This is a genomic window from Protofrankia sp. CiP1_Cm_nod3, from assembly GCF_982290655.1.
This window is the reverse complement of record NZ_CEVIVD010000007.1, coordinates 13,652-23,774: the sequence shown is the minus strand read 5'-3', so window position 1 is coordinate 23,774 and position 10,123 is coordinate 13,652. Positions and strand designations below refer to the sequence as shown.

The 10,123-nt window shown below is 73.0% G+C and carries 3 protein-coding genes; all 3 read right to left on the bottom strand.

The annotated features are described in order from the left end of the window. Nucleotides 1-4,135 (bottom strand): ATP-binding protein (locus AC5LUJ_RS03180; protein ID WP_493464429.1); only part of this gene is annotated, 4,135 nt, incomplete at its 3' end. Then, nucleotides 4,132-5,784 carry a methylation-associated defense system protein MAD7 gene (mads7, locus tag AC5LUJ_RS03175; RefSeq protein ID WP_250281757.1) on the bottom strand — a complete coding sequence of 551 codons (1,653 nt, stop codon included), beginning with the start codon at nucleotides 5,782-5,784 and terminating at the stop codon, nucleotides 4,132-4,134. The genes mads7 and AC5LUJ_RS03180, both read right to left, overlap by 4 nt. Beyond that, the gene (locus AC5LUJ_RS03170) at nucleotides 5,781-9,839 is read right to left on the bottom strand and encodes a protein kinase domain-containing protein (RefSeq protein ID WP_250290888.1); all 4,059 of its coding nucleotides are present in this window, start codon (nucleotides 9,837-9,839) and stop codon (nucleotides 5,781-5,783) included. The genes mads7 and AC5LUJ_RS03170 overlap by 4 nt, the downstream gene beginning before the upstream one ends. Between the last annotated feature and the right edge of the window lie 284 nt (nucleotides 9,840-10,123).

Genomic DNA, 10,123 nt, shown 5'->3' with positions numbered 1-10,123 from the left:
CCGGGTCCGCGGCACCCGACACCACGATCGGGTCGAACGCGCGCGGCGGCGGGATGTAGGCGGGGCGGCGGGTGTCGGCGTCCTCGTCCGCCTGGAGGTTTCTGGCCGTGATGGTGCGGATGCGGGTGCCGCTGACCTCGAAGTCGGCTGTTCCGTCCTCGTGCAGGACCACGATGTAGCCGCTGCGCTGGTAGCCGACCGCCAGACCGCTCGTCTCCAGCCGGTCGATGGTCTCCTGGATGCGGCCGAACTCCACCGCCTCCGTGATCAGGCTCCGGCGGGCGGACCGGCGCAGGTAGTAGCGCAGCAGCGCCGCGAACCGGGCCCGCTGGAGCGGGCGGTCGATCCGGACAGGTTCGGTGAAGAACAACCGGTTGATGACATCGATCGTCGCATCCACCTGTCCCGCGATGTCACGGGCGAGATCCTCACTGCCGAGCATGCCGCGCGACTTCACCTCGACGGCCTCTATGCTCACCCGGCGCGTGGTGGGAAAACGGACCAGGAGCAGATCGCACCGCCGGGCCCGCTGGCCGGACTGGCGCCGGGCGCGGGAGCCGAAGAGCTCCGGATGGGCGTCGACGGGGATGATGACCGTGTTCTCGAGCTCACCACGACGGCGCAGGTGCGCCACCACCGCCGCCAGTGCCACCGCCTCCTTCGCCCGGTTGTCGTCACCGGTCGCGGCGAGGATCAGTCGGCCCGACACCAGCAGCAGCTCGTCGATGACCGACGACACGGACTCGCCCGGACGGTAGAAGCCGAGCTCGGTCATCGCGCGCAGGAACATCTTCTCGACGTCCGCCCGGTGCGCGGTCGTGATGGACATCTGGTGGCCGAGCCCGTCGAGGAACTCGGGGGCGTAGTCGAGGATGTAGCGGCGCCCGCCGGCGGTGCGCGTGGCCGGGTCGTCGAAGGCGTCCAGCCCGAGGAAACGGTCCAGGACGATGACCCAGTCGCACCGCTCGTGGGCGATCTCGAGCACGCGCGCGGTGCGGCCGCTGACCTCCATGCGCACCCGGGCGATGGCCGCGGAACGCGGCTCGTCCGGCGTCGACGGCCCGTCCTGGGCCGGCGTGAACCGCGTGGCGGACAGTACCGCCGGCCGGATCGCCCGGCTCGGCAGCAGCACCGTCGCCTCCGGGCCGGGGCCGCTGCCCGGACCAGGTCCATTGCCCGGATCAGAGTCATTGCCCGGACCGGGGCCATTGCCCGAAACAGGACCGTTATTCGGATCGGGGCCATTGCCCAGGCCGGGACCATTGTCCGGGCCGGCCGCGGCGCCGGAGGTGACCACCGGGGAGCCGCCGGCCGGCGTCCCGCCCGCGGCTGCGACGAACAGCGACGTGACGGCCTCCGCGAACCGCCGGTGCAGGTCGGTCAGGGGTGTGGAGTCGGCGCCGCGCGCGGGCGGGAAGTCGATTCCGGTCACCCACCCACCGTCCGGGCCGAGGTCGGTGACGGGCCGGGTGATCAGGCCGCGGAACGAGACGCTGCCCGCCGTCACCGTCGGGGTGCCGATGACCAGCTCCGGGTGGCTGACGTCGGTGAGCACCGCCAGATGGGCGTCGTGTGCCGTGTCGATCGCGTCCAGCGGCGCGGTCGAGATCTCCAGTGCCGGGTCGAGGAAGCCACGGCTGCGCCGGGCCCGGTTCTCGGCGAGCTCCTGCTGCAGCTCGCGCAGCCCGGGCAGGGGGCTCGTCTCCGAGGCGCCTTCCCCGAACGTCTCCACCTGGATGTGCGGCGCGAGCCCGCCGTCGGCCTCCGCCGTCGCCGGGTCCCCGGAGGCCTCGGCGGTGACGGCCCGCAGCGCCTCGCCGAGGAACGCCCCGCTGCCCGGGTTGGTCGCGAGAATCCGCAGGCGTTCGGGCTGGTGGTGGGTCTGCCGGTAGAGGCGGATGCGCTCGGCCAGCCGCGCGGCGGGGACCTCGCCCACGCTGACGTCGGAGCTGGGCAGGCCGAGGGCGCCGACGATCTCGCTGATGGCGGTTGCCGGGTCCGGCTCGCCGACCGGCAGGTAGACGCCGTGCAGCAGCCGGAGGTTCTGCGCGAACACATACGGCCGGCCGTCGTCGTCGCTGAGCAGGAACGGCGTGCGCGCCGGGCTGAGCCGGGCGAGCAGATCGATGTCCACCTCGCCAGCCCGCTCCTCCTTGCTGGATACGGAGCGTAGTTGACGGCACCATCCTGTCAGCTCGGCCCAGTACGCGAGATACCACGCCACCCGCAACGGGTGCGTGGGCAGCACGACCAGCGCGTTCACCGGGTGGTCGCGCCGGCCGAGGTCGATCCGCAGGCGGAGCGTGTCGATGGTGGTGAGTGCCCGGGTGTCGGCGGGGCTGGCGTCCCGGCGCAGCGCCCGCCCGTAGGAGGCGGTGTAGCGGCTCGCCAGCGCCGCGAGCTCGTCGGTGAGGTCGGCGACCTCGATGAGCCCGCGGCCGGGCTGCGCCCGCACCGCGTCGAAGAACTCCCGGCGGGCGGCCAGGAACGCCTTGCCCGCGCCGCCGGGCCGCTCGGGGCCGACCGGCACGGCCCGTCCCGCGGAGAACGGCTGGCCGGCCGCGACCACCGCCGCGTACCGGCCGGCGCTGTCCGGCTCGGCCAGGACCCGCTGCCCCAGCTCCCGCAGGGCGACGCTGAGGGCGATCCGGGTGGCGTGGCCACGGCCGAAGCGGAGCTGCAGGTAGGCGAGGTCCGCCTCCTGCCAGCCCTCGCAGGTCTCGCTCTGCGCGTCCACGCCGGCCCGCAGGGCGCGCAGCCGCGCGACCGGGAGCGACAACGCGCTGTCCCGCCGGACGGCCGTGCTCTCCGGCGGCGGTACGTCGTCGAGGGAGAACTCCTGGCTCACCGCCTGCGCGGGCTGGCCGTCCCGCAGGCGGAGCACCTGGTTGTTGCGGTCCAGCGCCTGAACCCGGACGACGACCACCGCCGGGACCCGCTGCGCCTCCTCGGTGTCGACCGCGACCGTCAGCCGGTGGCTGCGCGCGCTGGCCTTCCCGGACGCGCTGGGAAGCTCGACGTCGAAGTCCGTCTCCTCGCCGTAGTACTCCTCCGACGGGATGATCTCGACACGCCAGCGGGCGACGTCCTTCGGCCTGGCCGGCTCGGTCCTCCAGGTGGCCTTGACGAACCCGCCTCTGGTCGAGCAGGTGGGCAGCGCGCTGTCGGGCCCGGCGCGCAGCCCCGTCCCGGCCGGGACGATGCCGTCCTGGTTCGCGAACGGCTCGACGTGCAGGGCGACGAGGTCGCTGTCCGCGGGCAGGTCCAGGGGCCACCGGTCGAACGTGAGGCCGCGGTTCCCGGGGGCGGCGAGGTCGTGCAGCCAGGTGCGCTCGGACATGCGTGGCACCGCGGCCACGAACCGTTCGATGGCCTGGTAGTGCTCGTCGTCCTGGCGCAACGGGCAGCTGCGCAGCCTCTCGCGGGCGTCCTCCTGCGATCGCGCGGGCTTGACCAGCGCGGTCACGCAGGTGGCGTTGGCCTCGAGCCGGGAGACGAACGACGCGCCGCCATGGTCCGGGATCAGGCCGACGAGGTGCAGGTGCGTACCCGCCGTGAGCTCGGCGTTGTACAGGGCGTTGGCGGTACCGCCGCCGGCCGGGTCGTTCGCGGCGGCGCTCACGGCGAGCAGGTACTCGGCGCGCGCCTGCCTCGAGTGGTTGAAGGCGTTGCGGCGCACGGTCTGCTGGACCTGGTCGCACAGCTCCCGCAGCGAGCGGTCCAGGCGGTGGTGGGTGTCCCGGGCGATCCTGACGAACAGATGGTCGATGTCGATCGACTCGAACGAGTTCTCCAGGCTGCTGGCCGCCGGGGTGTCGGCACCGGACGGCACGAGCAGCAGGAGCGCGGCCGACTTGCGGTTGCGCAGCTCGATCGCGCGTTCGGGACGGATGACCGTGTCGTCCGCGTGGCCGGTCGTACCCAGGACGGCGATCTGCGCCGCACCGGCCGAGGAGCCGCGTCCCGTTGCGGGCACCTGTGCCAGCGCCTGCGCGGCCTTCTCCCGGACGGCATGGCAGTCGGCCTCCCGCAGGTGGTCGAGCCGCAGGCAGCGGCCGGGCGGGGCGCCGCGCAGGAAGTCGGCCACCAGCTGCTCGGCGACCCTGGTGGCGAGGGCGGTGCTCAGGCTGGTCATCGCCGCGCTCCGGCTCCGGCAAGAGGATTGATCACATACTGGGCGTTGAAGTCGTCGGAAAGATCGGCGAAGAAGCCCATCTGGCGCAGCCGGCCGGTGAACGCGACAAGATTGGCGTTGGCCACGGCGCGTGACGACGCGTCGGCGCGGGCGGCCGGCGGCCGGTCGACGAGCAGGCCCCAGCGGGACTCCAGCGTGACGAGCAGGTCGGCCAGGCGCATCCGGGGCAGCGCCTCTCCCCGGTCGGGATCCACCAGGGTGCTCAGCAGCAGCGTGGTGAGCAGCTCGTCGGTCATCGCGTACCGCCAGGCCCGCCGGCCCCGCAGGTTGCCGCGCAGCAGCCCGGCCTGTTTGCGCATCCCCCCGGTGTTCCAGAACCACTGCCCGGCGGCTTTGATCGCCTGCTTCGTCTGCGACTGGCGGATCGCGGCGACGACCTGGTCGAGCTGTGACCCGCCCGGCGCGGCCCGCTCGAGCTCGGCGCGCGCGTCCTCGTCCGAGCACCTGGTGACGTTCCTCGTCTCCTCGATGATCCGCTCGAGCTCCAGGCCGGCCCGCCACTCCACGTACTGGTCGTGGCGCAGATCCATGAGCGCGGTCAGCCAGTCGGGCCCACGCCTGTCCTGCACGTAGGGCCGGAGCTTCGCCTCGTTGCCCGCGTACCGGTCCAGGGTCTTCAGCAGCAGCATGTCGTCGAGGTAGGCGGGCAGCCGCTCCAGGTCCCGGTCGACGCACTCGCCGGCCAGCCGGTCCGAGTCGCCGCCGGTCTGCCGGGTGAAGTCGACGTAGATCTCGGTCCGCGCGGGCCTGCGGTCGACGCCGAGGTCGGCCGGCCTGGCCCGGCCCCGGCACAGGTCGTTGACCAGCGTGAACAGGCGCAGCGTCGTGGTGAACAGGCCGATGTTCACCAGCGCCGCCAGGTGCCGCGCCAGCGCGATGGTGGGCAGCCGGTGCCGGTAGACGGCAAGGAAGTCCAACAGCTGATCACCGAGCGCGATCATCACTCCCGGCATGACGGGATCCCAGTCGAGCGCCTGCCGGGCCGACAGCAGCCTGCCGGGCGTGAAACCCTCCAGGTAGTAGAGGCTGAGCAGCACGTTGGCGTCCAGGTCGGCCGTTGCCCCGTCGAACCGCGGGACCGCGCTGTCGGAGATCGACACGCCGCGCCCGAACGCCTCCAGGAACAGCGACCTGAGCTCGCCCGCCGGGTTCGGGCTGCCGCGGCGGGCGAGCGCGTCCGTCAGCAGGCGGTAGACGACCAGATGCACCTTGCGGTGCCGGGCGCCCTCCGCCGGCAGCCCGGCCCGGTAGGCGCCGATATGGCTGGGCTGGACAGCGGCCAGCTGCACGTCACGGTGGCCGCGGCCGCTGTGGCCGAGCCGGACCACACTCGTGTTCACCCACTGCTCGAGCACCGCCTGCCCGTGCTCGTCGCCGAAACCGCGCAGGGCGGGATGGCCGGCGAGGGCCTCGATGTACCCGCCCGGCTCGGTGGGGCGCGCGTCCGAGCGGCTCAGCCGCCGGCCGTTGGTGACCACCATCTCGAACAGCACGGGCAGGAACCGGTCGACGTCGAAGTCGTTCAGCTCGACCCCGGTGAGCCGTTCGAAGGAGTACGACCGGAGGTCCTTCGGCGGGACGAGTGTCATCGGTCGGCTCCCAGCAGCTCGATCGTCGTGCCGGTCACCGCGATGGCGTTGCGCCGGCCGTCAGGCTCGATGACGATCACTCTGGACGCCGGCTGCAGCGTGAGGCCCGACCGGAACAGGCCGAGCTCCTCCAGCAGCGGCGTCACCTCGGGGTTGGTCGGCAGGTAGCCGGCGGCGGCCCGCATGAGCAGCTCGAACAGGTCGAGGTCGACGGTCATGCCGGCCTGCCCGGCGACGTGCCGCAGCACGAACACGTCGGCTGCCGTCTCGACGAACCGGTCGTCGACCGAGGCGACCTCGACCGCGAACTCGTCGAGAGCGAGGACCTTGACGACAGCCCCGCCGTCCTCCGCCGGTTCACCGACGGAGACCGCGACGCCCTCCCCGTCGTAGCCGACAGGCCCGATGCAGCGCGACAGGCCGCGCAGCAGCATCCGGACGATCCTGTCGCCCGCTGTGCCGCTCTCCTGGCCGGCGGCCACAGCACCACCAGGGTGGCCGGCGGCCAACAGCGCGCGGAACTCCTCGAAGTAGCGGTAGGGGCTCAGGTACCCGGCGCCGGCCACCTCGGCGTCCGGCGCGGTGAAGTAGAGCCGGCGCTTCGCGCGGGCCATGTCCGTGCCGGTGCGCGCGTCCGGGGCCAGCGCCCGCTCCAGGCGGGCGGTGGCGACCGTGGCCGGGTCGAGTTCCCGCCACTCGTCGAGCAGCCGGTCCCGCCCGCCCGAGGCGTCGAACGCGAGCGAGCTGAAGTGCCGCTCGGGGGTCGCCGGGTTCCCCGGCCCGTCGCCGATCTCCTGGTGGACGTCGGCACAGCCGAGGTCGGCGGTCACCAGGTAGGCGAGCGTCGAACGCAGGTCACGGATGGTGGGGCGGCGGCCGCGGCGCAGATGGGAGGTGAGCACCAGGCGGTGCAGACGCTCCTGGGCCCGCGGCACGCCGAGCTCACGGGCGTTGCGGACGATGGGGCAACGCTGTTCGGCGACGCACGAGGCGCACTCGGCCCACATGTCGCCGGCGACCAGCGCCTCCAGCAGCCGCACCGTCAGCGAGCCGGCCGCCGCGCCGACCGACGCCATCGACCGGCCCTTGAGGTCGACCCGCAGGATCCCCGCGCTGTCGGTGCCGCCGCCGTCGATCCCGTCGGTCCCGTCGGTCCCGCCGCCGTCCGCGAGCGCCTTCGCGATCCGCGGATAACGCGACGCCTCGCGTTCCAGGAAGTCGAGGAGCCGGCCGTCGTTGGCGGCGACGAGCGCGGTGTAGCCGCCCGCCGGGCCGCCGTCGCCCAGCGGGTCGAGCACCCGGCGCAGCAGCTCGTCCGCTGACATGCCCTCGTGGGACTCGCTGGCGTCGTAGACGGAGGCGTACTCGTGGCCGGCGAGGGCCATCCGCCAGCCGGCCGCGTCGCTGGCGAGCACCCGCGCGCCCCGGCCGCGCAGGAACTCGCCGAGACGCTCGAGGAAGGCGGTCTTGCCGTCACCCGGGTTCCCGCTGAAGACCACCAGCTGCGGGCGGCCGTCGACGACGCGCGGGACGAGCCGCTCGTCCAGCCTGGTCGGGACGTACGTCCGCACGGCGAACTCGGAGTCGAGGCCCCGGTTGCCGCGGTTGCCCAGCCCGCTGTTGCGGAAGAGCTGCCGGATCTCGTCCACGGCCGGATTGACGACCTGGCTCCGCTCCGGCCGCTCTTCTCGCGGCAGCCCGCGCCGCGCCCGGCTGCCGGGCTGTTCTCGCTCCCGCCCGGCCTCTCGTTCCAGCCCGGCCTCTCGTTCCCGCCCGGCCGATGGCGGTGCGACCGGTGGTAACGAGACCGCCGGTGGTGAGACCCGCGGTAACGAGGCCGGTGGAGGCGCGAGCGCGGACGCGACGGCGTCGCGGAACGCCGCGGCCGACGAGAAGCGCTGGTCGGGCTCGGGGTCGCAGGCACGCAGGATGACGTCGAACACAGCGGCGTCCACGCCGGCACCGCCCCCGGCCCCGATCTGCGTGCCGGTGGGCCGGACGAGCTGCCGCTTGTCCGGGAACTGCCCGTCCACCAGGTACGGGAGCCGGCCCGTCAGCGCTTCGAAGCACACGACGGCGAGGGAGTAGAGGTCCGCCGCCGGCGACCAGGACAGGCCGGCGGCGATCTCGGGAGCCTGGTACGGCAGGGTGCCGACGATGCTGCGGTCCGCGTCGCTGGTCGCCACCCCGAAGTCGATCAGCGTGGCCCGGTCGTCCGCGTCCACGATGATGTTGTTCGGGGAGATGTCGCGGTGCAGGACCTCCCGGCGGTGGGCGTACTCGAGGGCGTCCAGCATGTCGGCGAGGATCTTCTGGCAGGCGGCGAGGTTGCCGCGCAGGGTCAGGCCGAGCTCGGACACCGTCCGGCCGTCGACGTACTCGGCGATGAGCGCCGGCCCGAACGGCTCGAGCAGATAACCGGACACGCTCACGATCCGGTCGTGCTTGAGCTTCTGCAGCAGGGTCAGCTCGCTGCGCAGGTGGTCCAGGGTCCCCGCCGATTTCATGATCTTGAGCGTGTGCCAGATCTCGAACCGCCGGTCCTTCATGAGCCAGGTGGTCGCGGTGGCGCCGTCCCCGAGGCCGCGGACCAGCTCGTACTTGTTGTTGTCGATCCGCACGCCGGGCGCCGGCCGCACCGCGCGTCTGCGCTCCTCGCGCAGGTGCGCGAGGAGCAGGTCGGCGACCTGCCGGGCCTCCGGCCGGGCACCGGGATCCTGCGCCAGGCAGGCGGACAGCACGTCACGGACCCGGCCCGGCAGCGACGGCGGGACGTCGGGGACGAGCGGCGGGTCGGACTGGCGCAGCTCCCACCAGGCGAGCAGGCACAGCGCCAGGGAGTAGACGTCGGACGGGTAGCCCGCGGCGTGCACGGTGAGCCGGCACTCCGGGGCACGGTACGGCCGGCCGAGCTCGTCGATCTCGTCGGCGTCGAAGACGGTCCCCGAATTCGCGATCTTGGCGATCAGCAGGTCCGAGAAGGTCACCTTGTTGGCCTTGTCGGGCAGCCAGATCCGGCTCGGGTGCAGCGCGCGGTGCGCGATGCCTTCGGCGTGCATGTCGGCGAGCCCGGCATAGGCGTCCGCGGCAACCTCGGCGAACGCGGAGGGCGAAGGGCGTTCACCGGCGGCGATCCGGCGTCGGATCGTCCGCTGGGACGGCATGGGCGGGTGCATCGGCACCACCCACATCTGGTCGTCGTCGACGCCGAAGTAGGGGTCGACCGCGAGAACCCGGCCCAGCGGCGCGAGCCGCCGCATGGCGTGGTACTCCCGCAGGATCAGTCGGTCGCCCTCGGTCTGCTCCGCCTCGGACAGGCCCTGGCGCTGATAGGTCAGCAGAATCCGGACCGCACCGTCGCGGTGCCTGCCCACGTACCTGGGGCCGCGCGGTGTCGGCTCGATGTCTCCGACGATCTGGTAACTGCCCAGCTGCGCCGGCCGTAGCGGCCTTTCCGGGAGGCCCTCGACCAAGGCCAGAACGCGGTCGCGGACAGGCCCGAGATCCATGCGCGCGGCGGTCGACCGGTCGAGCTCGACAAGCCTCCGCTCGCACCCGGCCAGCCGGACCACGCGGTCGGCGGCGCGTGGGTCCGCCACGTCGAATCTGACGTCGGGCGAGGACAGCACGACGAGGTACTCGACGATGTGCGGCCGCCGGTCCTGGTGGCCGGCTCCGGCTCCGGCCCCGGCCCCGGCTCCGGCCCTGCGCGCCAGCGTCCGACGGTGCTGGCGCAGCAGCCGGTCGATGTTGCCCGCCAGGACACGCGCGACACCGTTCGCCTGGTTGATCGGGCTTCCCAGCTCGTGGTGGGTCCGCCTGTCGTACCAGCGCTCCTCGGTGCCGAGCAGCTCACCGTGCCAGGACTTCTCCTCGATGACCGTCACGCTGTTCGGGCCGACGACGATGAAGTCGGAGTCGCGCGTGTTCGTCCCGCCGACGAGCTGACGGCCGCACACGACCGTCCATCCGTCGTCGAGGTGGTCGCGCAGGTAGACGGCGGTCGCCTGCTCCCCCGGCCCGCCCCATGGGCCGTGACGAACGATCCTCGCCATCAGCGTCCGCCCCCGCTTTCCGTGAACCCTGCCGCGCGCCCTGCCGCCCCGCGCCCGGCCACCGATGATCATCCCTGGAGCATGCCACCCAACGCCAGCGCGGGAGCGGCCGACCAGGCCGCGTGGCGAGGTTTCCAGAGATCACCGCTCGTCGCACCGGTGAGGGCACGTACCGTCCCATCCCGTCGGAGACTACGACAGACGGCTGGAAGCCTCTCCGTTGACCTGGCGTCTACCGGGATATCCGCCTACGCGCTGTGAGCCGGTCGGAATTCCGTCACCGG

What these genes read in the sequence shown, in the direction of transcription:
- mads7 (WP_250281757.1), bottom strand. Translation starts at nt 5,784, where the DNA reads ATGACACTCGTCCCGCCGAAGGACCTCCGGTCGTACTCCTTCGAACGG.
- AC5LUJ_RS03170 (WP_250290888.1), bottom strand. Translation starts at nt 9,839, where the DNA reads ATGGCGAGGATCGTTCGTCACGGCCCATGGGGCGGGCCGGGGGAGCAG.